Source organism: Hornefia butyriciproducens (genome assembly GCF_009695915.1).
Taxonomy (GTDB): domain Bacteria; phylum Bacillota; class Clostridia; order Peptostreptococcales; family Anaerovoracaceae; genus Aminicella; species Aminicella butyriciproducens.
Map to the genome: position 1 here is coordinate 237,959 of NZ_VUMZ01000002.1, position 25,582 is coordinate 263,540.

Genomic DNA, 25,582 nt, shown 5'->3' on the forward strand with positions numbered 1-25,582 from the left:
TCGGTTCTGCGGCGTAAGCCTGTATCGCATGATGCTGCCGCGCCGCAGCCTGCAGAGAATGTCGGCAGTCCAACATTCCGAATCTCCGGTTTGCAGTGCAGAATGATCCGGAATGTGCTATTGCTGCTCGAATACGAGAGTGATGCCGCTCATCGTCGCTGTGGTGGCCTTCCATGTGCCGAGGTATTCACTGTCCGCATACTTAGCACCGCAGGCAGTGAAGAAAAAGACCATAGCACAGAGCGCCAGAACGGGCAGAATCCGGCGCAGACGGTTCCCGGCTGATGCTGCAGGAAATTTTTGTTTCATAGATACCCCCCCATCATGTCATAAATCAATGCTGACTTTGTAAAAAATCCGATTGGGGGATGCGGCGGTTCTTACGCACATCAAACCACATCGAGCGGCTGAACCGGGAACTGAAGCGGCGATCGAAAGCCATCGGGATCTTTCCGAATGATGCCTCACTGGTCCGGCTGATTGGATCCGTCCTGCTGGAGCAGAACAGTATCTGTCAGGCTGGAAGGTCCATCTTCAGTAAGGAGACATACAGCAAACTTCTTGTATCAGATGTAAGGAACAGGCTCCACCTGATTGCGGAGGAACAGGCCTCCCTCTTACAGGTTGCCTGACCAGAATGAACCTAAAGGCAATTTACACACAAATTTGGATTTGACTCTCCGTCGGAGAAAACAGAGGCTTCGCCGGGCTGATATGATCCGGGTCTGCGGGGAGCGTATCACCTTCTAAGGACAGTTTAAACACTTTTGCTCTGAGACGTAACATCGAATTGAATTATGGGTGATGGAATGCCGCCTTCGATTCTTTCCTATGGACGCACAAAGCATTTTGTGATACCATTAAAGGAAGTTAAAGCGATGGCAGGAGGTGCAGAATATGCTTGATAAGAACGTGAAAGAACTTTTGAACACACAGATCAACAAGGAATTTTATTCCGCTTACCTTTATCTGATGTTTGCGAACTATTATGAGGATGAGGGACTGAGCGGATTCAACAACTGGTATACAGTTCAGGCGCAGGAGGAGCGTGACCATGCGATGCTGATGCTCCGGTATTTGCAGATGAACGGGGAGTCCATCGTGCTGGAAGCGATTGACAAGCCGGTGGCAGAGCTGAATAACCATATGGATCCGCTCCAGGAGGCGTATAAGCACGAGCAGTATGTGACGGGACTGATTAACAATATCTACAGTGCGGCCTACGATGTTCGCGATTTCCGTACCATGCAGTTCCTGGACTGGTTTGTCAAGGAGCAGGTTGAAGAGGAAGATAACGCCAGCAATCTCATCAAGAAGATGGAAATGTTCGGTACAGACGCCAAAGGGCTGTATATGCTGGATCAGGAACTGGCCGGCAGAGTTTACGCCGCGCCGTCACTGGTTTTGTAAGAACCGCAATTGACTTAACCGACTGGTCGTCGTGATTCACGGCGCCGGGGCAGGCAACCGTCTGCGTCATGGACGCCGCACGGAGGTCTGCGGCAGTTTCGAACAACGAGTTTGCCGTCCCGCACGGGACGGCATTTTTAGAGAGTCCGCGGCGGCTTCCGGATCGTTTGTCCTCGAGATGCCCGGATACGGGATGGTGCGGAACCACGGCGGAAATATCAGGAGAGCCATGAAAATTCAGATACCGGAAAAAGTGAATTATGTTCTGCGGACGCTCTGCGAGCACGGCTATGAAGCCTTTGTTGTAGGAGGATGCGTGAGAGACAGCCTCCTGAACAAAACTCCCGCTGACTGGGATATCACGACATCGGCGTATCCGGAGGAGGTGAAGGCGTGCTTTCCTCATACGGCGGACACTGGCATTCAGCACGGCACTGTCAGTGTGATCGTGGAGCATGAGCCCGTGGAGGTGACAACCTATCGTGTCGATGGAACCTATTCCGACGGGCGGCATCCCGACAGTGTCCGGTTCACTCGCAGTCTGGAGGAGGACCTGGCGCGCCGGGATTTCGCCATCAACGCGATGGCCTATAATGAAGAGATCGGTCTGCAGGATCCCTGCGGCGGCAGAGCCGATCTGCGGAACGGGGTAATCCGGTGTGTCGGGGCGCCGGAGCGGCGTTTCAGCGAGGATGCTCTGCGGATTCTGCGCGCGCTGCGTTTCGCGTCGGTACTGGGGTTTTCCATTGAACAAAGCACAGAATCGTCAATGTACGATCTGGCTGATCGCGTCCGGCTGGTGGCTGTGGAACGTATTAACGTGGAGTTCAGCAAGCTGATTCTGGGTCAGTGCGCGGATCTGATTCTGACCCGGTATCGTGGCGTGCTGAGCCGGGCGACGGGGCTGCGGATTCCGGCGGTGAATGATCTGGACCGGCTGCCGGCTTCGGTTCCTGTGCGGCTGGCGTCTATGACGGATGTGGATCCGAGGCGTCTGAAATATGATAACCGGACGGTTCGCCTTGTGAGTGATATCCGGAACGCGCTTCTGGCTCTGGGGGATTTCTCCGGCGGTTACAAAGAAAACAGCGCAGATGGAACTGCAGGCGACAAAGAAAACAGCATAGACGGCGCAGGAGGCGCCGGCCGGGCGGTGCCTTTGTACAAAAAAGAGAACCGGAGCGGTGAAGGCACGGAGCCCGCACGCGTACAGCTCCGACATCTGCTTCGCATGTTTGGCGAGGATGCGGTCCGGGGCGCACTGGAAATCCGGGGAGACGATACGGCGCTGCTGGAAAGGATTCTGACAGACGGTGACTGTTTCAGTCTCAGACAGCTTGCAGTGACAGGCCGAGACCTGGGACTTCCGCCGGGACCGAAGGTGGGAAAACGATTGAACCGTCTGCTGGATGCGGTGATCGAAGAGGAACTTCCCAATGAGCGAGAGCTGCTGCTGCGCCGGAATGCGGCCTGGACCAATGAAGGGTGAACAGTGTCGGGCAAGTTGACCGCCCTGTATGAGTGCCTCGGGAGCATTTGCTTCGCCGCGATTTTTCGCTTTACTATGACGCGAGGACGCGTTTTCTGAAGTGGCTTTTCCGGCTGTTTTTTCCCTTCTGTAATATTTGCAAATGCAACCCCTGTATGGTATTATAATTTAGTTATGAGCAGAAAAACAAGGGATTTAGATAACGCACACTATAGTCCGGAGCTGATCCGGAAATATGAGAATCCGGAATATGCCCGCCGGGCAGAAGAATATGAGCGTCAGGCCCGTGCAGAAAAAGGGGGAAGGCACGGGCGGCAGAGGACCTCGCGCCGGGCGGAAAGTCAGCGGAACTATAGTTATGATGAGGGATATTACGATTCGCGGAATTCCCAGGGTGACCCGGCTCGCTATCAGGAGCAGGGTTATTCGTATGAGGATTATCTGGCGGCCCGGGGAGAATCCCGGCAGGGGAAACACGGAGTATCCCGCCGCGCTGGGCGGGGAAGCCGGAAGCAGCCTAAAGCGCCGCGGCAACGGAAACGACATCGTTTCCATCTGGGCCGGCTGATCCGTAACCTTATTATTCTGGCACTGATTTTGGCAGTCGCTTTATTCGCATATATACTTTCGCTGACAAAGAATCTGGATCGCGTTGATACCAGCGGAAAGAATTTCGCGATTAACGACCAGGTTGCTTCAGATCTGAAAGGATACCGCAACATTGCTATCCTTGGTTCGGACGCCAGGAGAGGGGAAAGCTACACGGGAAGCCGCACAGACGCCATTATCATCCTCAGTATCAAGAGAACCACCGGGGAAACGCACATGATTTCCGTGATGAGGGACTCCTATCTGAAGATCCGTGACGGAAGCGGCAACCTGATGCTTGATAAGGTGACGCACGCACACGCATACGGAGGAGGAGTGGACACCATCAGCTCCCTGAACCGGAACCTGGATCTGAATATCCGGGAATATGTAGTGTTCAACTGGCAGGCCGTCGCAGACACAGTGGACACCCTGGGCGGCATAGAGGTGGACGTAAAAAGGAATGAGATCGCAGATCTCAACAAATGGGGACCCGAGACGGGACGTAACGTAGGAAGTAAATATCATAAGATCACCCATACCGGCGTGCAGACGCTGGACGGCGTGCAGGCGACAACCTACTGCCGGATCCGTAAGACTTCAGGAGGCGATACGGGGCGCGCGCAGAGATACAAAAAGATCATGAGCGCAGTGATGAAGAAGGCCGCCTCTTCGCCGACAAAGCTTTCAACGCTTTCAAAGGAAGTAATGCCGGAGATTCGGACGAACATGACGCAGACGCAGCTGGCGACGCTGATGCTGCGAGCTCCCATGATGGACATGCAGAAGAGCATCAGCTGGCCGAAGAGTTATTACGGCGGCATCGTAAACGGTGTCTGGTATGCGATTCCGACGACGCTGAATACCAACGTCAAGAGACTGCACCGGCAGGCCTTCGGACAGACGGACTACGTTCCGACTGCGACCTGCCGTGCGATCAGCGATGAGATAGTTTCCCAGACGGGCATCGCTTACGGCAACAATTAGCCTGCAGACAACTAACTGAACGGAGAAGAAAATGAGCGAGAAAACAAATGAAAACAGGTCTTTGAATTTCATCCATCAGATTATTGAGAAGGATATTGAGGAAGGCACCTACGGCGGAGAGGTGTATACCCGTTTTCCGCCGGAACCCAACGGCTACCTTCATATCGGCCACGCCAAATCCATCTGTCTGAACTTTACCACCGCACAGAAGTACGGAGGCAGGACGAATCTCCGGTACGACGATACTAATCCGGTGAAGGAGGACATGGAGTACGTGGACTCCATCGAGGAAGATGTGAAGTGGCTCGGGTTCACGTGGGATAAACGCCTGTGGGCCTCGGATTATTTCGACACCATGTATGAGGCGGCGATGGAGCTGATCCGCAAGGGTCTGGCTTATGTTGACGACCTGAGTCCCGACCAGATCCGGGAATATCGGGGAACGCTGAAGGAGCCCGGAAAGGAGAGCCCATGCAGGAGCCAGAGCGCTGAAGAGGCGGCGGCTCTGTTTGAGCGTATGCGCGCCGGAGAATTCGCCGACGGCGAACGGGTTCTGCGGGCGAAAATCGATATGGCATCGCCTAACATCAATATGAGGGATCCCGTCATTTACAGAATCGCCCATACGCATCATCATAACACCGGAGATAAATGGTGCATTTATCCCATGTACGATTTCGCACATCCCATCGAGGACGCTATCGAAGGAATCACCCACTCCATCTGCACCCTGGAATTTGAGGATCACAGGCCGCTCTACGACTGGGTCCTGAAAAACGTCGGATTCTGGCCCCATCCGCCGAAGCAGATTGAATTCGCCAGACTGAATCTGACCAATACAGTGATGAGCAAGCGCCTGCTGAAGGCCCTGGTGGATGACGGCACTGTGGAGGGATGGGACGATCCCCGGATGCCGACGATCGCGGGTCTCAGGCGGAGGGGCTATACGCCGCAGGCTATCCGGACCTTCTGCGAGGAGATCGGCGTGGCCAAAAGCAACAGCACGATTGATATTGCCATGCTGGAGCACTTTGTCAGAGATGACCTGAAGGACAAAGTAGAAAACCGGAATGTAGTTGAAGACCCCATTAAGGTGGTCATCACAAACTACCCGGAGGGCAGAACGGAAATGGTCGAGGTGGAGAACAATAGAAACGTGCCTGAGATGGGAAACCGTGAGATTCCCTTCTCCAGGGAGATATACATCGACGGAGCGGACTTTATGGAGGTCCCGGTAAAGAAATATTTCCGCCTTTTCCCCGGAAATGAAGTCCGGGTGAAGGGCGCCTATTTCATCAAGTGTGAGGACGTCATTAAGAATCCCGACGGGACCATAAAGGAGCTGCACTGCACATACGATCCGCAGACCCGCTCGGGAAACGGATTCGAGGGGCGGAAAGTAAAGGGGACGATTCACTTTGTGGACGCCGCCACGGCAGTGCCCGTCCGGGTACGGAACTACAATTACCTGTATGTTGAAAATGAACAGGGCGAGCAGGTCCTGAACCCCGACTCGGTGGAAGAGAAGATATGCTATGCGGAACCGTCCCTTGCAGAGGCAAAGCCCGGCGAGCGGTTCCAGTTCTTCCGCCACGGGTACTACATCGCGGATGAAAAACTGACGAACGACAGGGAGAAGGTCTTCAATCGGATCGTTGACCTGAAGAGTTCCTTCAAGCCGAAGAATAACAGATAAAAACTGATAAGGACAGGAAACTACTGAAACACGCAATTTGTATTTGACAATGTGAGGAGGAAGATCCGGAAATGGAAATCAGAGATATTGAGTTGAAAGAGCTTCAGCAGCATGCTGAACAGTATGCGGACCGGGAGGTCACGGTGAGAGGCTGGGTACGCCAGAACCGCAGCTCCAACCGGTTCGGGTTCATCGCCCTGAATGACGGAACCTGCTTCAGCCCGGTTCAGATCGTCTATGAGGCGGAGGAGCTCGGCAATTTCGAAGAGATCGCCAGGGCGCCTCTCTCCGCCGGGATTCTGGTGAAGGGACGTCTCCTGTTGACGCCGCAGGCCAAGCAGCCCTTCGAGATTCATGCGGAGGAGGTTACGATTGAGGCGGATTCCGCTGCGGATTATCCTTTGCAGAACAAAAGACATTCCATGGAATTTCTCCGGGAGATCGCTCATCTGCGGCCGAGAGCCAATACCTTTCAGGCGGTCTTCCGCGTGCGTTCCCTGGTCGCCTACGCAATTCATCAGTTCTTCCAGGAGAGAGGGTTTGTATACGTCCACACGCCGATTATCACCGGAAGCGATGCGGAGGGTGCCGGCGAGATGTTCCAGCTCACCACGCTGGATCTGAACGACCTGCCCCGGACAGAGGACGGGAGCATCGACTATACAAAAGACTTTTTCGGCAAGGAGTGCAACCTGACGGTCAGCGGTCAGCTGGAGGCGGAGATCTTCGCTCTGGCGTTCCGCAACGTCTATACCTTCGGTCCGACCTTCCGCGCTGAAAATTCCAACACGGCCCGTCACGCCTCCGAGTTCTGGATGATCGAGCCGGAGATTGCCTTCGCAGACCTGGCGGACGATATGGCGCTGGCGGAGGATATGGTGAAATACATCATCAATTATGTGCTGGAGCATGCTCCGGCCGAGATGGACTTCTTCAACCGCTTTATTGACAAAGGCCTGCTGGATCGCCTTCAGCACGTGGCCGGCTCAGAGTTTGAGAGGGTCACTTACACCAGGGCAGTGGAAATCCTTCAGAGCTGCGGTGAGAAATTCCAGTATCCGGTGGAGTGGGGGATCGATCTGCAGACGGAGCATGAGCGCTACCTGACGGAGACCGTTTTCAAAAAGCCTATCTTTGTTACAGATTATCCGAAGGACATCAAGGCGTTTTACATGCGTCTGAATGACGACGGAAAGACGGTCGCCGCATGCGATATGCTTGTGCCGGGCGTCGGTGAGATTATCGGCGGCTCTCAGCGTGAGGAGAGGCTGGATGTGCTGCAGGCGAGGATGAAAGAGCTGGGACTCAGCGAGAAGGATTACTGGTGGTATCTGGAACTGAGGAAATACGGCGGCGTTAAGCACGCCGGCTACGGTCTGGGCTTCGAGCGGATTATCATGTACATTACGGGAATGAGCAACATCCGCGACGTGCTCCCGTTCCCGAGGACGCCCAAGACGGCAGAATTCTAGACGAAGGCAGAACCGGCGTGATATTGAAGAAAAAAGAGGCTGCTGCACGAACGATGAATAATCGCCCGATGCAGCGCCTCTTTAAGTTTACGCCATATTTAGTCATACTGCCGCTGATCGGAATTCCCTTCCCGCTTTCACAGCTTTGATCATCGGTACTGCGTGAGCAGAAAATTCGTGGAGCACTTGATACGACCCGGAATATCTGACTATTCAAAAAGCCATTGTACAGAGGACACATTTATGTTAGAATATTTTTGTTGACTGAAACGGCGGGAGCCCCGCCGAATAATATGTACGAGGAGGTCTTATATGAAAGGCTATACGAGCGAAACCATTAGAAACGTCGCCCTGCTGGGTCACGGCGGATGCGGGAAAACCACTTTCCTGGAAGCTGCGCTTTATGAGACGGGAGTCATCAAGAAGCTCGGCAAGGTCGAGGACGGGAACACTGTATCCGACTATGACAAGATGGAAGTCGAGAAGGGCTTTTCCATCAACACCTCGGTCGTTCCGATCGAGTGGAAGGGCAGCAAGATCAATTTCATAGATACGCCGGGATATTTCGACTTCATCGGCGAAGTCAATGCGGCGCTGAGAGCTGCGGAAGCCGCTGTAATCATGGTGGACGCGGGCTCCGGAATCCAGGTGGGTACGGAAGCAGCATGGAAGGCATGCGAGCGTTACAGTACGCCGAGATTCATCGTCATCAACAAGAGAGATAAAGACGAATTCGATTTCTACAAGACCTTCGGCGAACTGAAGGAGAAGTTCGGGGATGCGCTGATTCCGCTGAGCTGGCCTTTGTCCGCGGAAATCGATGAAGATCTGAAGGAAGCCATCGCCTCGGCGGACGAGGAACTGATGGAGAAATATTTTGAAGGTGAGGACTTTACAGACGAGGAAATCAAGAACGGCATGGTCAAAGGCATTTCCGAAGGCGTGATCGTTCCGGTCTGCTCCTCTGCCTTTGAACTGGGACAGGGCGTTGAAGGTCTTCTGGATCTGCTGCTGACCTACGTTCCCACGCCGCTTCAGCACGGCGCGTATAAAGGCTTTAACGACAACAACGAGCCGGTGGAGAGAATGTGTGTCACCGACGCGCCCATGTCGGCCTTTGTATTCAAGACAATCGTCGACCCGTTCGTCGGCAAGATCTCAATTATGAAGGTCGTGACGGGCAAGATGGAATCCGGTACCGAGGTATATAACGAGAGAGCGGGGAAATCCGAGAAATTGGGCAAGCTGTTCTTCCTGAGAGGAAAAGAGCAGACGGAGCTGAATTATGCGGAGGCGGGCGACATCTGTGCCGTTGCCAAGCTGCAGTACACTAAATCGGGCGATACCCTTTGTGACAAGAGCGACATCATCCGCTACCTGCCGCTGGATTATCCGTCGCCGACATATTTCATCGCCATCGAGGCGGAGGACAAGAACGACGAGGAGAAGATGGGCACCGGTCTCGCCAGACTGCGTGAGGAAGACCCCTCCTTCGTGGTGGAAAGAAATCCTGAGACCCATCAGACGCTGCTGGGCGGACAGGGCGATATGCAGCTGAACATCATCATGGCCAAGCTGAAGGATCGTTTCGGCGTTTCCGTCCGGACCGTTCCGCAGAAGATCGCATACAGGGAGACCATCAAGGGCAGTTCCGACGTGCAGGGCAAGCACAAAAAACAGTCCGGCGGAGCCGGTCAGTACGGCGATGTCCATATCCGGTTCTCTCCCTCGCAGGAGCCGGGTCTGGAATTTTCAGAGGAACTGTTCGGCGGTTCGGTGCCGAAGAACTACGTTCCCGCCGTCGAAAAGGGACTGCAGGAATGCATGGAGAAGGGTCCCCTCGCCGGCTGCAAATGCGTGAACATCAAGGCGGTGCTGTATGACGGCTCGTATCATGAAGTGGATTCCAACGAGGTCTCCTTCAAGCTGGCGGCGGCGCTGGCCTTTAAGAAGGGCATCGTCGAGGCAAATCCGTGCCTGCTGGAGCCGATCATGCACCTGGACATCTATGTTCCGGATGACTACATGGGCGACGTCATGGGCGACATGAACAAACGGCGCGGAAAAATTCTGGGGATGGAACCGCAGAGCAACGGCGAACAGAAACTGCTGGCAGAGGCGCCTCAGTCCGAGCTATTCGACTATGCGCTGGGACTGCGCTCCATGACGCAGGGCAGAGGAACCTTCGAGATGAAGTTCGACCGTTATCAGGAGGTGCCGAAGGCTCTTGCAGAAAAGATTATCGCAGAGCATCAGGCCGAGAATGAGAAATAAACCGATATAACAAAGGCAACCAACAGAGACAAGCATTTCGCGATGCTTGTCTTTTGGGTTAGCGCGCTATGGGCGCGCTTTAACGGGAGAAGAGTGACAATATGGCAAAAAAAGCGAAAACGGTATTTGTTTGCCAGGAATGCGGTTACGAAAGCCCCAAATGGATGGGGAGGTGTATCTGCGGTGCATGGGATTCCATGGTGGAGGAGAAAATACAGGAGGTTCCGGAGAAGGATGCACGGCGCAGGGGCAGTTCCGGTGCGGGAGGAATGGCGGTGCCTTCTCCTCTGACAAAGGTTGGGTCGGCGGATCATCATCGGGTCGATACCGGAATCGGCGAGCTGAACCGGGTTCTTGGAGGCGGACTGGTGAAGGGTTCATTGACACTGATCAGCGGTGAGCCCGGCATAGGAAAGTCCACTCTGATTATCCAGGCGGCGGCCAATATCGCAGAGAAGGGAGAGCCTGTGCTGTATGTATCCGGAGAGGAGTCAGAGGAACAGATTAAAATGCGGGCGGACCGTGTCTGCCCGCAGATGAGCGATTCGCTGCTGGTGCTGGCGGAGACGAACATGGAAAATATCATTGCCGCCTGCGAAAAGGTCCGGCCGGGATTTCTTATCATCGATTCTATTCAGACCATGTATACTCAGGAACTTGATTCTGTACCCGGCAGCGTTTCCCAGGTCCGGGCCTGCGGAAATCTGCTGATGAAGGTGGGAAAAAGCGACAACATTCCGGTCTTCATCGTCGCCCATGTCACCAAGAGCGGCGAACTGGCGGGGCCGAAAATCGTAGAGCATCTGGTGGACTGCGTTCTGAATTTTTCCGGAGAACGGGATCATGAGGTACGCATCCTCAGAGCCTACAAAAATCGATTCGGTACAACCAGCGAAATCGGCGCTTTTCAAATGGAAGGGGAAGGCCTTCAGGAGATCCGGAACCTGTCCGGGAGCTTCCTGGAAAGCACCGAGGAAAAGACAGAGGGTTCCGTCGTCACGGCGGTTTACGAGGGGAGCCGCCCGGTGTTCCTGGAAATTCAGGCGCTGACCACGCCGGCAAACATCGGTTTTGCCCGGCGGACGGCAGTGGGAATTGATCATCAGCGGCTTTCTATGATTCTGGCGGTACTGGAAAAGAAGCTGGGAATCAGGATGATAGACCAGGACGTATATGTTAATGTAGTGGGCGGTTTGAGGCCGGACAGTACATCCGTGGATCTCGGAGTGGCTCTTGCGGTATATTCCTCCCTGCGTGGCGTGACCTGCCGCAGAAGAACTGTTGCCATCGGGGAGGTGGGGCTGACCGGTGATCTGCGTTCCGTATCTGCCGCGGAGAAAATCGCATTGGAGGCTGATCGGCTGGGCTACGAACAGATTATTATGCCTGCCCGGAACGCCGGACGGATGAAGGGGGGAGAAGCCGGGCGCTGCCGGATCTCCGGCGTCCGTTCCCTGTCTGAGGCGGTTCAGGCGTTCAGGGAATGAGGCAAACGGCATGTCCTGAAATTTCAGGAGCATGCCGCTTGCTTTGGTGTATGCCGCGCCCGCGGCTCCGGACTGGCCGGCGGTTTTACCGCCGGTCGTTTAATGTTGGTCCTGCAGGAGCGGACTGTTTGGATTTGTCCAGAGGCAGTTCGAACCAGAAGGTACTGCCTTTGCCCGGTGTCGATTCCACATCGAATCGGGCTTTGTGCAGGACGAGAATCTCCTTGACGATGGAGAGCCCCAGACCGCTGCCCTCGGTGGAACGGACGTGGTGGGTGCTGGATTTGTAGTAGCGCTCCCATACGTGAGGAAGCTCATCGGGAGCGATGCCCTGCCCGTGATCGGTGACGGAGAAGCGGGCGTATTTTCCGTTCCTGCGCAGTTTGATCAGCACGACCTTGTCTTTGCCACAGTATTTGATGGCGTTGTTTACCAGGTTGTTGATGACCTGCTTGATCTTGGCCTCGTCGCCGTGAATCAGGAAGGGACCGCCTTCACACTTGAACCGTATGTGATAGCCTTCGCTTTCCCGGAGAATATCGTAGGAGGCTACCAGAGATTCCGCTGTTTCCTGCAGGTCGAAGTGACTCATGTCAAGGACCACCTTACGCGACTGCATCCGCGACAGGTTCAGCATATCGTTGACCAGATTGTTCAGGCGGTCGGTCTCCTCAATGATGACGCTGAGATGAGCGTTTCTCTTGGGCGGATTGTCTCCGGACAGATCCCGGATCATCTCTGCGTAGGATTTAATCATGGTCAGCGGCGTCCTCAGATCGTGGGATACGTTGGCGATCAGGTCCTTCTGATACATATCGGTTTTTTCCAGTTCACCCTCCGCACGGGTTAGTGTTTCAGCCAGCTCGTTGATCTCAGAATACTGTCCGCCGCGGAATTTGACGCTGTAATCGCCCTTCCCCATCTTCGCTGCGGAACTGGTGATGGCCTTGATCGGGCGGGAGATGCGGTTGGAGAGATAGAGTGCCAAAGCCAGTGCCAAGATGATGGAAATAATCGTGATGTAAATCAGCTGGGAGCGAAGGATCAAAACAGTGGATCTCACCGGAACCAGAGGCGCGAAAATATACATGGCGTATGCGTTTTCTCCGTCGGAATTCTTGAGATAACTGGCGTATCCGATGATCTGCCGCCTCGAAGAATGAGAGGAGCTCGCCTCCAGCGTCGCTTTGTCCAGCGGGCTGTGGGAAAGCCGGGTGTTAAGCTCTGCAAGTTCTTTGGAATAGCGCATGGAAAGCCCCGGGGTTTCCTCGCTCTGCTCGTCGGAATCCTGCTGGATCAGGAACTCGCCGCTACTGAGGTCGATGACGTAGATCGACAGGTCATTGCTGGCCGATTCGACGGCGATTTTTTTCTTCAGCGTTGCGGAGTCGTATTCGCTCGCAACAAAGGTTTCTTGGATATCGCTGAAAATCTCAGTGGTCTGCGCCTTCTTCATTCCCGCGTAGTAGGTGTTCAGGAAGAAGATCTGCAGGCACCAGATCAGCAGGATCAGAATCAGTGCGAAACCGATGAAGGCGATCCACAGCCGGAATTTAATGCTTTTAAAATCGAATTTTTTTCTGAAAAGGTTATTCGTCATATTCAAATTTGTAGCCGACGCCTCTCAAGGTGACGATGTAGTCACGGTAGGGGCCCAGAGCGTTCCGCAGGTTCTTGATGTGGGTGTCGATGGTTCTGTCGTCGCCGAAAAAGTCGTATCCCCAGATGTCGGAAAGCAGCTTGTCTCTGGACAGAGCGATGTTGCGGTTTTCGATCAGGTAGAAGAGGAGGTCGTACTCTTTGGGCGTAAGGTCGATACGCTCACCGTCGACGGAGACTGTGCGGGCTGCAATGTTAATCTCCAGACCGCCGAATTTCAGTACATCGCTTCTGGTCTGAGGCGCCGCGTTTCTGCGGGCCAGCACCACATTGATGCGCGCCATCAGCTCTTTGGGACTGAAGGGCTTCACCACATAGTCGTCGATGCCCAGTTCAAAGCCGAAGAGCTTGTCGTACTCCTCACCGCGCGCGGAGAGCATGATGACGGGGACGTCCTTGATCTTTTTTATCTCCTTGCACGCAGAGAATCCGTCCAGCTTCGGCATCATGATGTCGAGTATGACCAGATCGTAGTCGTTGAGCTTGACCAGCCCTACCGCGCTCATTCCGTCGGCCGCCTCGGTGACTTCGTAACCGTTGAATTCAGCGTATTCCCGGATCACCTCACGGATTTTCGGCTCGTCGTCTACAACAAGTAGCTTATACATAAGAGTTCCTCCTCCTGCTTCCAAAACCATTCTTTGCTTCATACTATATTTCATGTGTGTATTTCTGATGAATACTTCATAATAATTCTATCATAAAAGGACTGAAGTTTAAAGTCGGAACCCGCTTCGCACCCTTGACGCTTCGGGGTGGCATGGATTATACTATCTATTATCGGAAACTGTGCGCGCAGAAAGCGGGTTGGAGCGTGTTCTGCTGTCGCGGGAACCGAAATCGGGGGGAAAGGAGGAAGAGATATGCTGAAAAAATTGTTTCGAGGACTGGTGACGATGTTCGGCGCCATTTTTGGCTATGCCGTCTGCGCTTTGATTAAATATGCCATGAACAGCACGGGTCAGAATGTGGACCGGATGTTCACGGACACGCAGCAGATCGGTATCGCCGTCGTATTCGCCATTATTTTCGCCCTTTTATTCTTCAAGCTGGCGCCATCCTTCGGGCGGCAGGGAAGCAAAGTCGCAAGCAACATTGAGCACGACCTTCAGGACGTCTCCGGCAACAGAATTTTCGCCGGTGCCGTCGGTCTGATCATGGGGCTTCTGATCGCTTTTCTGCTGACGCAGATGTTCACCTTTATCGTTAACAAATATGTGTACGCAGTGATTGTGATCATCGCCTACGGCGTGTTCGGGTTCCTGGGCGTGGTAATCGCGTCCAGCAAGGGATCGGAAATGTATTACGGTGCGCTGCTTGCCCGCAGGACGCAGCAGGAGCAGCCGGCCAAACAGAGCCGGGGGCGGAAGAAAAACACGGAAATTCCCAAGATCCTGGACACCAGCGTAATCATCGACGGACGGATCGCGGACATTCTGAGCACCGGATTCCTGGAGGGACCCATCGTGATTCCGGAATTCGTTCTGGTTGAGCTGCGCCATATCGCTGACTCGTCGGATTCGCTGAAACGGGTGCGGGGAAGACGCGGTCTGGATATCCTGAAGAAGATTCAGACAGAGTACGGCGTGGAAATCTACAACACTGACAGTGAGAAGTCGCTGAAGGAGATTCCGGAAGTGGACGTGAAGCTGCTGAAACTGGCGCAGATCATGAACGGCAAGGTCGTGACGAACGATTACAATCTGAATAAGGTGGCGGCGATTAACGATGTGGGAGTGCTGAACATCAACAAGCTTGCAAACTGTCTGAAGCCGGTGGTACTGCCGGGTGAGGAGATGACCGTGGATCTGGTGAAGCAGGGCAAGGATCCCCATCAGGGAATCGGCTATCTGGACGACGGTACCATGATTGTGGCGGAAGACGGGCGGAGAATGATCGGCAAGACGGCGAAGATCCGTGTGACCAGCGTGCTGCAGACGTCGGCAGGAAGAATGATCTTCGGCCGGCTGAAAAACGGCTGACGAGGCTGTAGGAGACACGGCGCTCCGGTCTTCGGAACGCATGGCGCAGTACGGCGGAAACGCAGAAATGGAGGCGCTGATGAGAATTGGAACAGGCTTTGACGTCCACGGAATCGCAGCAGATCGCAAGCTGATTCTGGGAGGCGTGGAAATTCCCTGCGGATGGGGACTTGCCGGACATTCTGACGCAGATGTCCTGATTCACGCATTGATGGACGCTATCTTGGGAGCGGCGGCCCTGGGTGACATCGGGAAACACTTCCCGGATACAGATCCGGAATACGAAGGGATTTCCAGTCTGGAACTCCTGAAACGGGTAACGGCTCTCGCAGACGCTCAGGGATATGCACTCGGAAATGCGGACATCACTGTGATCTGCCAGCGGCCGAAGCTGGCGGACTATATTGAGAAAATGAGACGGAACATCGCATCGTCAATCGGCGTTCCGACGGACCGTATCAGTGTCAAGGCGACGACCACGGAGAAACTGGGATTCACCGGCCGGGGCGAGGGTATCGCCGCGGAGGCTGTATGTCTCCTTGTAGAAAAGAACAGAAACGAATATAAGATGTTATAACTGGAGGAAAAATGAGACTATCACAAATGCATCTCAGGACACTGAGGGAGGTTCCCAATGAGGCGGAAATTCCGAGTCACATTCTGCTTCTGCGTTCCGGAATGATCCGGAAACAGGTGTCCGGAGTCTACGGCTTTATGAATATGGGCTGGCGCTCGGTTCGGAAAATCGAACAGATCGTCCGGGAAGAGATGGACGCCAGCGGCGCGCAGGAGATCTGCATGTCGGCGATTCAGCCGGCGGAACTCTGGGAGGAGTCCGGGCGCTGGAATGCGTATGGACCGGAGCTGTGGAGAATTAAGGATCGCAATGGCAGAGACTTCTGCCTTGGACCGACTCATGAGGAGGTTTTCACGGATCTGATCCGCAATGACATCTCCTCCTATCGGCAGATGCCCCTGATGCTGTATCAGATTCAGACCAAATACAGAGATGAGGCGAGACCGCGCTTTGGACTGATCCGCAGCCGTGAATTTATCATGAAGGACTGCTATTCCTTCGATACGGACGCGGAGGGACTGGACCGCAGCTATGGGCTGATGTACGACGCCTACACCAGGATCTTTCAGCGGTGCGGGCTGGACTGCCGCCCGGTAGAGGCGGACACCGGTGCCATCGGCGGAAGCAATTCCCATGAGTTTACGGCTCTGTCCGGGATCGGCGAGAGTGAGATCGCTTACTGTGACAAATGCGGGATGGCGGCGACGACAGAACGGGCGGCGTGCGTGGATGCGCCGGCGCAGACGGACGTGGATGCGCTGCCACTTGAGAAAAAGCTGACTCCGGGAACAAAAACCATTGAAGATGTCGCAGGATATCTGAATCTGGATGAGGCGCAGACTATCAAGGCACTGCTCTTTGTCACATACGACGAAGAAGGCAAAGAAAACGGATACGTGGCGGCCTTTGTCCGGGGCGATCGGGAACTGAACATGACCAAGCTTGTCAACGCTCTGGGCATTGCGGAGCATCAGATCGAGTTTGCGGATGAAGAAAAGATGGGTGCGGCGACAGGCTGTGTCGGCGGATTCACCGGCCCCATCGGACTGCATGACTGTACCGTCGTGGTGGACAGCGAGCTGCCTGGGCTGAAGAACCTCTGTGCCGGAGCCTGCGAGGAGGATCATCACTACATTAATGTCAATTACGGAAGAGATTACACCGGCGATATTGTCACAGATCTGAAGACGCTGAAGGAGGGGGATCCCTGCCCGGTCTGCGGCGCGCCCGTCAGACATACGAGAGGAATCGAGGTAGGCCAGATCTTCAAGCTGGGCACCAAATACTCAGAGTCTATGAACGCCAGATACGTTGATGAGAACCAGAAGGAGAAGCCTGTCGTGATGGGCTGCTACGGAATCGGCGTGACGAGAACGCTGGCTGCGATTGTGGAGCAGCATCATGATGAGGACGGGATCATCTGGCCGGTGAGTGTCGCACCATACCACGTGATCGTTACTTTGGTGAAGCCTGCAGACGAGACGCAGACGGCTGTGGCAGAGCAGATTTACGCGGAGCTGCAGCAGGCCGGCGTGGAGACGCTGCTGGATGACCGCAGAGAACGTCCGGGAGTCAAGTTCAAGGACGCGGATCTGATGGGAATCCCGGTTCGCATTACCGTCGGAAAGCTGGCGGGAGAAGGAAAAGTAGAATACAAGCTGCGCCGTGAGAAGGATCGGCGAGAACTGACTGTACAGGATGCGATTGCAGAAGCCGTCGGTCTGATTAATGCGGAGCGCAGAGGATAGTGAAGTCGATGGAAGAAAAAGAGACCGGCGGGAAGAGCATGTATCTGGAACTGTTCTGGACCTTTTTCAAGCTGGGACTGTTCACCATCGGCGGCGGCATGGCGATGATTCCGCTGATGCAGGGAATCATTGTGGATCAGAAACACTGGATGGACGAGGAAGAGATCGTGGACTGCATTGCGGTAAGTCAGGGTCTTCCGGGCGTAATCGCCATCAATATGGCAACCTACATAGGACACTATAAAAAAGGTCTGCCGGGAGCGCTCATCGCCACCTTCGGCGTGGTGCTTCCCAGCTTCTGCATCATCATTGCTGTTGTGGAGATCCTGCACGGCATCGGCGATAACCAGTACGTCAACGGCGCCCTTGCCGGAATCAAGGCAGCGGCCACCGGGCTGATTGCGTATTCGGCGTACAAAGTCGGACGGCAGGTTCTGAAGAACGCCTTTGCCTGGGTTCTCGCCATCGGTTCCTTCGCCGCTATCGCATATTTCGGCTTCAATGCGGTTTACGCAATCCTTGCGGGAATCGTCCTTGGACTGCTGTACGAGGCGGTGAAGACACGGAAGAACGGAAGGGCAGGTGAAGAGCAATGATTTACCTGAAGCTGTTCTGTGTGTTCGCCCGCATCGGGTTGTTCGGGTTTGGCGGCGGCATGGCCATGCTTCCCATGATTTATCAGGGAGCAAAGGAATTCCAGCTGATGGACGCCGGAGAGTTTTCTAATCTGGTGGCCATTTCCCAGGTCACGCCGGGACCTCTTGCCATCAATGCGGCGACTTATGTAGGCTATAACTGCGCCGGGGTACCGGGAGCGCTGGTGGCAACGACAGCCACGGCGCTGCCCTCGTTCATCCTGGTGCTGATATGCTGTTACTTTATCAACAAATTTAAAGAGAGCCGGGCAGTCGAGGGAGCCTTTACGGGAATCCGTCCCGTGACTGTGGGTCTGATCGGCTCAGCCGTGATTTTCATGGGACAGAGCGCCTTCACCTCTCTGGCGCCGGTACCGATTCTCATCGGGATTGCCAGTGTGGTGCTGGTGGGAAAACTGAAGGTCAGTCCTGTAATCATCGTGCTGGCTGCCGGCGTGATAGGAGCATTTTTATGTGGGTAGGCGGAGTACGAGTACTGATTGCCAATGACAGAAACGAACTTCTGATGCTCAGACAGCATCATGAGGACAAAGATATCTGGATGGTGCCGGGAGGCGCCATCGAGGACGGAGAAAATTCCATTCAGGCGGCGGTCCGCGAGGTGAAGGAAGAGACCCATCTGGATGTCCGGATTACCGGAGTCGCCTGGCATGTAGAAGAGGTGTCGCCTCAGCGGGGACAGCGGTTCGTCAACTATATGATCGGAGAAATCATCGGCGGAGAACTGGAACTTGGCTGGGATCCGGAACTTCCGGAAACCCGCCAGATCCTTCGTGAGGTCCGGTTCATGAGCCGGGAGGAAATCGGGACGCTGGAACATCTGTATCCGCGGTTCCTTAACGACGAGGTCTGGGATGTCCTTAAAGAGGACGTGGACGGCCGTGCGTATTACAAACTGAGAGAGCCTTACGATCCGAAGGGATATATGAAGGACAAGAAAGGAAGAGAAGTATGAAGACAGTAACGATTGAAATGGAAAACGGCGGAGTCATGAAGGGCGAGCTGTATGACGATATTGCGCCCATCACGGTGGAGAACTTCGAAAAACTGGCAGTCGACGGGTTTTACGACGGACTGACATTTCACCGGGTCATTCCGGGTTTCATGATCCAGGGCGGCTGCCCCAACGGCAACGGTACCGGAGGACCGGGACATACCATCAAGGGAGAGTTTGCGTCCAACGGCGTTAAAAATGATCTGAAGCACACCACCGGCGTTCTGTCCATGGCCAGAACAATGGATCCGAACTCGGCCGGCTCCCAGTTCTTCATCATGGTTGCAGATGCGCCTCATCTCGACGGCGAGTATGCGGCCTTCGGAAAGATCCTGGAGGGTATGGAGGTTGCTCAGGAGATCGCGAAGGCAGAGCGGGATTATATGGATAAGCCGGTAGACCCCATCGTGATCAAGACGATTACGGTAGAATAATTTTCCGGGAGTGAAACAAATGAAGGTATACAATACATTAACGAGAAGAAAAGAGGAACTGGTTCCCATCCGCGAGGGAGAGATCTCCATGTACGTCTGCGGGCCCACCGTATATAATTTCTTTCATATCGGAAACGCCCGTCCGCTGGTAGTCTTCGACACCATGCGGAAATATCTGGAATACCGGGGCTACAAAGTAAAATACGTGCAGAACTTCACAGACGTGGACGACAAAATTATCAACCGTGCCCGCGAGGAGGGCTGCACCGCGCCGGAGATCGCAGAAAAATATATCCGGGAATATTTCACGGACACGAAGGCGCTGAACGTCCGGAAGGCGGACGTCCACCCGAGAGTTTCCGAACACATTCCCGACATCATCAGCTTCATCCAGACGCTGATCGACAGAGGATACGCCTACGAGGCGGACGGGGATGTCTATTTCTCAACGAGGAAGTTCCCTGAGTACGGGAAACTTTCCGGACAGAACATTGACGATCTGGAATCCGGAGCCAGAATCGCCGTCGGCGAGGTCAAGAAGGATCCGCTGGATTTTGCTTTGTGGAAGGCGCAGAAGCAGGATGATGAGATTGCCTGGGAATCTCCCTGGGGCATGGGCCGACCGGGCTGGCACATCGAGTGCTCCGCTATGGCGAAGAAACACCTGGGAGACACCATCGACATCCACGCGGGCGGACAGGATCTCCAGTTCCCTCATCACGAGAACGAGATCGCTCAGTCAGAGTGCTGCAACGGCGCGCCCTTCGCACACTACTGGATGCACAATGCATATATTACGATGGATCGTCAGAAGATGTCCAAATCCAAAGGGAATTTCTTTACGGTCAGAGACATCCGCAAGGAATACAGCGGCGAGGAAATTCGGTTCTTTCTGCTCTCCGGACAGTACAGGAGCCCCATCGACTTCAGCGAGGATCTGATGAAGCAGGCGCGGGCGAGTCTGGAGCGCATGCGCAACTGCAAGGAAAACCTGATTTTCCTCCGCGAAAACGGCAGCGAGGGAGAGATGACGCCGGAGGAGCAGAAGGCTGTGGAGGGCTTTGACGAATTCCGGCAGAAATTCATCCGCGTAATGGATGATGACCTGAACACCGCGGACGGTATCAGTGCTGTATTCGAGCTGATCACCGCCATCAACACCCGGACCTCCGGCGGCGCCACCAGAGCCTTTGCCGGAAAAGCGCTGGAAACTCTGATGGAGTTCTGCGACATTCTGGGACTTCTTCAGGAAGAAGAGGATGAGAGCGTCGACCCGGAGATCCAGAAGCTGGTGGATGAACGTCAGGCTGCAAGGAAGGCGAAGGATTTCGCCAGAGCAGACGCGATCCGCGATGAACTGAAGGCCCGCGGCATCACGCTGAAAGACACCCCTCAGGGCGTGCAGATCATCCGGGAGTCATGAGGATGGAAGTCGATCCTAAACTGAGCAACACGACGGCGCTGGCCTACATAGGCGACGCCGTCTATGAATTATATATCCGGAAATATGTGATGGAACGCGGCGGAGTCAGGGTGGACCGGATCAACCGCATGGCGATATCCTTTGTGAAAGCAGACGCCCAGGCACTGGCGGCCCGCGGACTGATGGAGAATTTCCTGACAGAGGAGGAACTTCGGCTGCTGAAGCGCGCCCGCAACCACACCAGAACGTCGAAGCCGAGGGGCTCCACACCCATCGACTACAAGCTGGCGACCGGCCTGGAGGCGCTGGTGGGCTACCTGTATCTGTCCGGGAACAAAGAACGGTGCGACGAGGTTATCGCGCGAGCCATCCGTCTCATCGAGGAAGGAAGAGAATGAGTTACGCAGACAAAGTGTTCGTGCAGAACATAAACGATATTCTGGAGCACGGCGTTTCCGACCGGGATCTGGACGTCCGTCCCCACTGGGCGGACGGCACTCCGGCGCACACCATCGCTCTGTTCGGCCTGGTGAACCGCTATGACCTGAGCCGCGAGTTTCCGATCATCACGCTGCGCCGCACCTACTGGAAAAGCGCCTGGGATGAGATCTCCTGGATCTGGCAGAAAAAATCCAGCAACATCCATGACCTGTCCGGCCACGTCTGGGACGAATGGGCGGATGAGAACGGCTCCATCGGCAAGGCTTACGGCTATCAGATGGGTGTGAAGCATCATTATCCTGAGGGAGATATGGATCAGGTGGACCGGGTGATCTGGTGCCTGAAGAACGATCCGGGCTCACGGCGTATCCTGACCAACATGTACAATCATCATGATCTGTCGGAGATGGCGCTGTATCCCTGCGCCTACTCCATGACCTTCACGGTGATCGGAAACCGCCTGAACGCTGTGCTCAACCAGCGCTCCCAGGATATGCTCACCGCAAACAACTGGAATGTGGTGCAGTACGCGCTGATCGTCTATGCGATGGCATCTGCCTATGGCTTTGAGCCGGGGGAACTGATTCACGTGATCGCCAACGCCCACATCTACGACCGGCACGTGGAGATCGTCCGGGAGATGGCAGCGGGCAGGCAGCATGAAGCACCGGAACTGTGGGTCGATCCGGAGGTAAAGGACTTCTACGGGTTCAGCCGTGACAGCTTCCGGCTGGACGGCTATGAATATGAGGAGTTCCATCACGAAATCGAGGTGGCGATATGAACATGATTCTTGCCGCGGACAGGAACTGGGGCATCGGCAACAAAGGACAGCTGCTATGCCATCTGTCCGGCGATCTGAAATATTTCAAACAGACTACGCTGGGGCATACGGTGATCATGGGCAGAGCGACGCTGGAGAGCCTTCCGGGGAAACGGGGACTTCCGGGGCGGCGCAACATCGTGCTTACATCACAGCCGGATTTCGAGGCAGAGCGGGTGGATGCGGTGTGCCATAATCTGGAGGAACTCCGGGCGGCAACAAAGGACGATCCGGACGCCTTTGTCATCGGCGGTGCGGAGGTCTACGAACAGCTTCTGCCCTGGTGCGATACGGTTTATGTCACAAAGATCGACGCGGAATTCCCGGCGGACCGCCGGTTCCGGAATCTTGACATGGATCCCGCGTTTCAGGTTACCGGTCAGAGCGGAGAGATGGAGGAAAACGGAATCCGGTACCGTTTCGTGAAATATGAAAGAAAAGAAAACTGATATGATCATCGGCCGAAATCCGGTCGCTGAGGCGCTGAAGAGCGGCAGAGAGATGGAGCGCATCCTTATTCAGAAGGGAGCCGGAGGCTCCGTGGGAAAGATTTTGTCCCTGGCAAAGGAGCGGGGCGTAATCCTCCAATATGAGGAGAAGGAGTTTCTGGATAGAAAAGCCGGAGGCGGACGGCATCAGGGCGTGATTGCCTTTGTGTCTGCGCACGAATACGCCGGCGTGGAAGACATGCTGGCGCTGGCTGAGAAACGGGGGGAACCGCCATTTCTGATCGTTCTGGACGAGCTGGAGGATCCCCACAATCTGGGTGCGGTAATGCGGACAGCGGAATGTGCCGGGGCTCACGGAGTGATAATCTCCCGGAGACGGGCTGGCGGGCTGACGGAAACGGTTGCCAGAACCTCGGCGGGAGCGGTGGAATATCTGCCCTGCGCGCGGGTAACAAACATCCCCCGAACGCTGGAGGATCTGAAAAAGAAAGGAATCTGGGTCTACGCCTGCGACATGGACGGCGAGACGTACTGGAAGCAGGATCTGACGGGCCCGGTGGCTCTGGTCATCGGCAGCGAGGGACGCGGCATCAGCAGACTGGCCAGGGAGAAATGCGATTTTGCAGTTTCGATTCCTATGGTGGGGAAAATTACGTCTCTGAACGCATCCAATGCGGCGGCGATTTTAATGTATGAGGTCAGGAAGCAGCGAGATGGAAAATGATCTGAACATTCTGCGGGACGAGGAGCTGGTGCAGATGGCACACGAGGGAAGCCGTACTGCGGAGGAATATCTGATACAGAAGTATAAGGCGCTTGCCCGGAACAAGGCGAAGAGTTATTTCATCGCGGGAGGCGACAATGAGGATGTGATTCAGGAGGGAATGATCGGACTGTTCAAGGCGATCCGGGATTACGACGGAGCCGGCGGCGCATCCTTCCGGACATTTGCTGACATGTGTGTCACGCGGCAGATTCTCTCTGCGATTGAAGGCGCCAACCGCAAGAAACATCAGATTCTGAACGATGCGCTGTCTCTGAACGACCGGGAGCCGGAGGACGGTGAAGAATGTGCGCCGCTCATCGATCGGATCGCGGCGGCAGAGGACATGGATCCGGAGAAGGTTGCGCTTGCATCAGACCTTGTGGAGCGCTTGGAGGCGGACGGCGTGCGTGTGTTCAGTCCTCTGGAGAACAAAGTCTGGGCGGCGCTGCTGCAGGGCCTTTCCTACCGGGAGATCGCGGAGCGGCTGGGGAAAACGCCGAAGTCCATCGACAACGCAATTCAGCGGATAAAGAAGAAACTGAGCGCGTATCTGCGGGGGTGATTCCCGGAGGCGACGCGACGCTGAATTTTAACGGGATTTTCGCGGGATTTTTAACATAAAATGAATTGACAACCGGCGAAAAATATAGTACGATTTAAATGTTGTGACAGGCTGTTGTAGCTCAGTTGGTAGAGCGCATCCTTGGTAAGGATGAGGTTCGGCAGTTCGAATCTGCTCAACAGCTCCAATTTTTGTAAATAGAGAAATTATTGTTATGTAAAAGGAGTAAGGAAATGGCAAAACAGAAATATGAGAGAACCAAGCCGCATATCAATATCGGAACCATCGGCCATGTAGACCACGGAAAAACTACTCTGACGGCTGCGATCACCAAGGTACTGCATCAGAGATACAGCCTGGGTGAGGACGTAGAGTTCGACCAGATTGACAAAGCACCGGAAGAGAAGGAAAGAGGAATCACCATCTCCTCCGCACACGTTGAATATGAGACCCCGAACAGACACTACGCGCACGTAGACTGCCCGGGACACGCGGACTACGTAAAGAACATGATCACCGGAGCTGCTCAGATGGACGGAGCGATCCTGGTCGTCGCTGCAACGGACGGACCGATGCCGCAGACCAGAGAGCACATCCTGCTGTCGAGACAGGTAGGCGTTCCTTACATCATCGTATTCCTGAACAAATGTGACATGGTCGACGATGAGGAGCTGCTGGATCTGGTAGAGATGGAAGTCAGAGAGCTGCTGAGCGAGTACGACTTCCCGGGCGACGACACGCCGATCATCAGAGGATCCGCGCTGAAAGCGCTGGAAGATCCTGCCGGAGAGTGGGGAGACAAGATCGTCGAGCTGATGGAAGCAGTAGACAGCTACATTCCTGAGCCGAAGAGAGACAACGACAAGCCGTTCCTGATGCCGGTAGAGGACGTATTCTCCATCACCGGACGCGGAACCGTAGCGACCGGAAGAGTCGAGAGAGGCGTGCTGAAGGTCGGAGACGAGGTGGAAATCGTCGGACTGTCTGATGAGAAGAGAAAGGTAGTCGTCACAGGCGTAGAGATGTTCCGTAAGATTCTGGACGAGGCAGAGACGGGCGACAACATCGGAGCGCTGCTGAGAGGCGTACAGAGAAACGAAATCGAAAGAGGACAGGTACTGGCTGCACCGGGAAGCATCCACCCGCACACACAGTTCAAAGGTCAGGTGTACGTACTGAAGAAGGAAGAAGGCGGACGTCATACGCCGTTCTTCAACGGATACAGACCGCAGTTCTACTTCAGAACAACGGACGTAACGGGCGACCTGAAGCTGCCGGAAGGAACCGAGATGTGCATGCCGGGAGATAACGTTGTGATGGAGATCAAGCTGATCACCCCGATCGCTATCGAGGAAGGTCTGAGATTCGCTATCAGAGAAGGCGGAAGAACCGTAGGCTCCGGCGTTGTAACCGAAATCATCGAGTAATCGGACGGTGAAGCAGGGAACCGGTCTGCCAGGATCGGAGAACCGGTTAAACGTGAATTACAATCAGAATATGATCAGAAGACGCTCAGATGAGCGTCTTTTGTTGTGGTTTCATTGACACCGGAGGATCATCATAGTAGAATAGACCAGTATAATGAAACGCAGACACCGTAAAACCGGCATGCCCGAAGCCTCTGCGGAGTCTGTGAATGGAAAAGACAGGAACATCTGAATGCAT

Annotated in this window: 25 protein-coding genes, 1 tRNA gene and 1 pseudogene; 24 read left to right on the plus strand and 3 right to left on the minus strand. The window is 54.7% G+C overall.

What is annotated here, in order from left to right; all coding sequences use genetic code 11:
- Positions 1-117 precede the first annotated feature (117 nt).
- Positions 118-309 carry a hypothetical protein gene (locus FYJ64_RS03415; RefSeq protein ID WP_154573847.1) on the minus strand — a complete coding sequence of 64 codons (192 nt, stop codon included), beginning with the start codon at positions 307-309 and terminating at the stop codon, positions 118-120.
- Between the two features lie 77 nt (positions 310-386).
- Between FYJ64_RS03415 and FYJ64_RS11860 the strand changes: the two are divergent.
- The 9 genes and pseudogenes from FYJ64_RS11860 to radA all read left to right on the plus strand — a co-directional run.
- Positions 387-632, plus strand: a pseudogene (locus FYJ64_RS11860) (transposase); the annotation flags it as partial.
- 265 nt (positions 633-897) lie between these two features.
- Positions 898-1,410, plus strand: a complete 513-nt coding sequence (locus tag FYJ64_RS03425) for a ferritin (protein WP_154573848.1) — start codon at positions 898-900, stop codon at positions 1,408-1,410.
- A 229-nt stretch (positions 1,411-1,639) separates the two neighbouring features.
- A complete protein-coding gene (locus FYJ64_RS11315) occupies positions 1,640-2,899 on the plus strand; it encodes a CCA tRNA nucleotidyltransferase (RefSeq protein ID WP_206045528.1) in 1,260 nt (419 codons plus the stop codon).
- Positions 2,900-3,073: 174 nt separating this feature from the next.
- Complete coding sequence (locus FYJ64_RS03435; protein ID WP_154573849.1) at positions 3,074-4,474, plus strand: LCP family protein; 1,401 nt, start codon at positions 3,074-3,076, stop codon at positions 4,472-4,474.
- Positions 4,475-4,505: 31 nt separating this feature from the next.
- Complete coding sequence (locus FYJ64_RS03440) at positions 4,506-6,170, plus strand: glutamine--tRNA ligase/YqeY domain fusion protein (RefSeq protein ID WP_154573850.1); 1,665 nt, start codon at positions 4,506-4,508, stop codon at positions 6,168-6,170.
- A gap of 71 nt (positions 6,171-6,241) precedes the next feature.
- Positions 6,242-7,642, plus strand: coding sequence for an asparagine--tRNA ligase (gene asnS, locus FYJ64_RS03445; protein WP_154573851.1), 1,401 nt, complete (start codon positions 6,242-6,244; stop codon positions 7,640-7,642).
- Positions 7,643-7,665: 23 nt separating this feature from the next.
- A complete protein-coding gene (locus FYJ64_RS11640; RefSeq protein WP_268891391.1) occupies positions 7,666-7,791 on the plus strand; it encodes a hypothetical protein in 126 nt (41 codons plus the stop codon).
- 163 nt (positions 7,792-7,954) lie between these two features.
- Entirely contained in the window at positions 7,955-9,916 is a 1,962-nt protein-coding gene (locus tag FYJ64_RS03450) for an elongation factor G (protein WP_075712824.1), read from the plus strand.
- A gap of 101 nt (positions 9,917-10,017) precedes the next feature.
- A complete protein-coding gene (gene radA, locus FYJ64_RS03455) occupies positions 10,018-11,403 on the plus strand; it encodes a DNA repair protein RadA (RefSeq protein WP_154573852.1) in 1,386 nt (461 codons plus the stop codon).
- An 85-nt stretch (positions 11,404-11,488) separates the two neighbouring features.
- Here the strand turns inward: radA and FYJ64_RS03460 are convergent, their stop codons facing one another.
- Positions 11,489-13,003, minus strand: a complete 1,515-nt coding sequence (locus FYJ64_RS03460; RefSeq protein WP_154573853.1) for a sensor histidine kinase — start codon at positions 13,001-13,003, stop codon at positions 11,489-11,491.
- Entirely contained in the window at positions 12,993-13,670 is a 678-nt protein-coding gene (locus FYJ64_RS03465; protein ID WP_154573854.1) for a response regulator transcription factor, read from the minus strand. Before FYJ64_RS03465 ends, FYJ64_RS03460 begins: the two co-directional genes overlap by 11 nt.
- A 255-nt stretch (positions 13,671-13,925) precedes the next feature.
- Between FYJ64_RS03465 and FYJ64_RS03470 the strand changes: the two genes are divergently transcribed.
- From FYJ64_RS03470 to tuf, 15 genes are all read left to right on the plus strand, one after another.
- A complete protein-coding gene (locus FYJ64_RS03470; RefSeq protein ID WP_154573855.1) occupies positions 13,926-15,044 on the plus strand; it encodes a PIN/TRAM domain-containing protein in 1,119 nt (372 codons plus the stop codon).
- A gap of 79 nt (positions 15,045-15,123) precedes the next feature.
- Entirely contained in the window at positions 15,124-15,621 is a 498-nt protein-coding gene (gene ispF, locus FYJ64_RS03475) for a 2-C-methyl-D-erythritol 2,4-cyclodiphosphate synthase (protein WP_154573856.1), read from the plus strand.
- Between the two features lie 11 nt (positions 15,622-15,632).
- Positions 15,633-17,369: a proline--tRNA ligase gene (locus tag FYJ64_RS03480; RefSeq protein ID WP_154573857.1), complete on the plus strand. Its 1,737-nt coding sequence runs from the start codon at positions 15,633-15,635 to the stop codon at positions 17,367-17,369.
- Between the two features lie 8 nt (positions 17,370-17,377).
- The gene (locus FYJ64_RS03485; protein ID WP_154573858.1) at positions 17,378-17,965 is read left to right on the plus strand and encodes a chromate transporter; all 588 of its coding nucleotides are present in this window, start codon (positions 17,378-17,380) and stop codon (positions 17,963-17,965) included.
- The gene (locus tag FYJ64_RS03490; RefSeq protein ID WP_154573859.1) at positions 17,962-18,486 is read left to right on the plus strand and encodes a chromate transporter; all 525 of its coding nucleotides are present in this window, start codon (positions 17,962-17,964) and stop codon (positions 18,484-18,486) included. The genes FYJ64_RS03485 and FYJ64_RS03490 overlap by 4 nt, the downstream gene beginning before the upstream one ends.
- Positions 18,477-18,980 carry an NUDIX domain-containing protein gene (locus FYJ64_RS03495; protein ID WP_154573860.1) on the plus strand — a complete coding sequence of 168 codons (504 nt, stop codon included), beginning with the start codon at positions 18,477-18,479 and terminating at the stop codon, positions 18,978-18,980. The genes FYJ64_RS03490 and FYJ64_RS03495 overlap by 10 nt, the downstream gene beginning before the upstream one ends.
- Complete coding sequence (locus FYJ64_RS03500; protein ID WP_154573861.1) at positions 18,977-19,453, plus strand: peptidylprolyl isomerase; 477 nt, start codon at positions 18,977-18,979, stop codon at positions 19,451-19,453. Before FYJ64_RS03495 ends, FYJ64_RS03500 begins: the two co-directional genes overlap by 4 nt.
- Before the next feature lie 19 nt (positions 19,454-19,472).
- Positions 19,473-20,876: a cysteine--tRNA ligase gene (gene cysS / locus FYJ64_RS03505; RefSeq protein ID WP_154573862.1), complete on the plus strand. Its 1,404-nt coding sequence runs from the start codon at positions 19,473-19,475 to the stop codon at positions 20,874-20,876.
- Positions 20,877-20,878: 2 nt separating this feature from the next.
- Positions 20,879-21,274 carry a Mini-ribonuclease 3 gene (locus tag FYJ64_RS03510; RefSeq protein ID WP_206045529.1) on the plus strand — a complete coding sequence of 132 codons (396 nt, stop codon included), beginning with the start codon at positions 20,879-20,881 and terminating at the stop codon, positions 21,272-21,274.
- Positions 21,271-22,101 (plus strand): thymidylate synthase, encoded by an 831-nt coding sequence (gene thyA, locus FYJ64_RS03515; RefSeq protein WP_154573864.1) that lies wholly within the window; start codon positions 21,271-21,273, stop codon positions 22,099-22,101. The genes FYJ64_RS03510 and thyA overlap by 4 nt, the downstream gene beginning before the upstream one ends.
- Positions 22,098-22,589 (plus strand): dihydrofolate reductase, encoded by a 492-nt coding sequence (locus FYJ64_RS03520; RefSeq protein WP_154573865.1) that lies wholly within the window; start codon positions 22,098-22,100, stop codon positions 22,587-22,589. The genes thyA and FYJ64_RS03520 overlap by 4 nt, the downstream gene beginning before the upstream one ends.
- Positions 22,570-23,313, plus strand: coding sequence for a 23S rRNA (guanosine(2251)-2'-O)-methyltransferase RlmB (gene rlmB, locus FYJ64_RS03525; protein WP_154573866.1), 744 nt, complete (start codon positions 22,570-22,572; stop codon positions 23,311-23,313). The genes FYJ64_RS03520 and rlmB overlap by 20 nt, the downstream gene beginning before the upstream one ends.
- The gene (gene sigH, locus FYJ64_RS03530; protein ID WP_206045530.1) at positions 23,303-23,917 is read left to right on the plus strand and encodes an RNA polymerase sporulation sigma factor SigH; all 615 of its coding nucleotides are present in this window, start codon (positions 23,303-23,305) and stop codon (positions 23,915-23,917) included. Before rlmB ends, sigH begins: the two co-directional genes overlap by 11 nt.
- 110 nt (positions 23,918-24,027) lie before the next feature.
- Positions 24,028-24,104 (plus strand) — tRNA-Thr (locus FYJ64_RS03535).
- 46 nt (positions 24,105-24,150) lie between these two features.
- The gene (gene tuf / locus FYJ64_RS03540) at positions 24,151-25,344 is read left to right on the plus strand and encodes an elongation factor Tu (RefSeq protein ID WP_075712785.1); all 1,194 of its coding nucleotides are present in this window, start codon (positions 24,151-24,153) and stop codon (positions 25,342-25,344) included.
- Positions 25,345-25,582: the final 238 nt, after the last annotated feature.